A 711-nucleotide genomic window follows, 5' to 3' on the forward strand; every position below is an offset into this window, starting at 1 on the left:
GCGCGAATCCCAACGGGGGGGACGGCCGCCAGCGAGGGGTGGGGTCCGGAGAATCGTGCTCATGCGACAGGGACTCCTTCAGGGGGGACGCGGTCCCACCCCCTCATGGGTTGTCTTGCTTTCTGCCAGGGTCCGGGCCTGTGTTTCACCCCCTGCCGGGAGGGCCGGTCCGGTATCCGACGGAAAAGCGCCGGTAAGATAGGGTTTGCCCCGTCGATATGCCTTCCACGCCGGAAAGAATTTGAATCCGGCCGGTGCACGCCGGGCCGCTGGCCCTGAGGGAACCCGGGGCGGGCCCGGCCGCCGCGAGGAAATACGGCGCCCGGGTCGCAGCGATGTGTCCGGTGGAAGCTGCCGCCTCAAGGGCCGTGAGCCGGCTCACCCGTCCCGTCGCACGGCCCGGTAGGCCTGGGCGGGATGCTTGGGGTTATCGGGATGGGTGCGTTCGAGGAGACCCTCTTCGAGCATCTCTTTGAGGTGCCGCTCCGTCAGCTTGTCCGGGCTGAAGCGAAGCACCCTGGCGAGTTCCGCGGGGTGCCAGGGCCGAAGCGAAGTGAGCGTCAGGATGGCTTCGCGCAGGGCCGCCTTCCGGGGACGGAGTCCTAGCTTTTTGATGATTTCGCGCGCCTGGGGGTCGATTTCTTCCTGGGCGCCGAGCTCCCCCCAATCCGCAGGTAGCTCCCCCCGATCGGGCGCGAACTCCCCCCAATC

The 711-nt window shown here is 68.2% G+C and carries 1 pseudogene; it reads right to left on the minus strand.

The features are described from left to right. Positions 1–378 precede the first annotated feature (378 nt). Positions 379–711: pseudogene (locus D7W79_RS44185) on the minus strand (ATP-binding protein); the annotation flags it as partial.

This window comes from Corallococcus exercitus (assembly GCF_003611585.1).
Lineage (GTDB): Bacteria > Myxococcota > Myxococcia > Myxococcales > Myxococcaceae > Corallococcus > Corallococcus exercitus.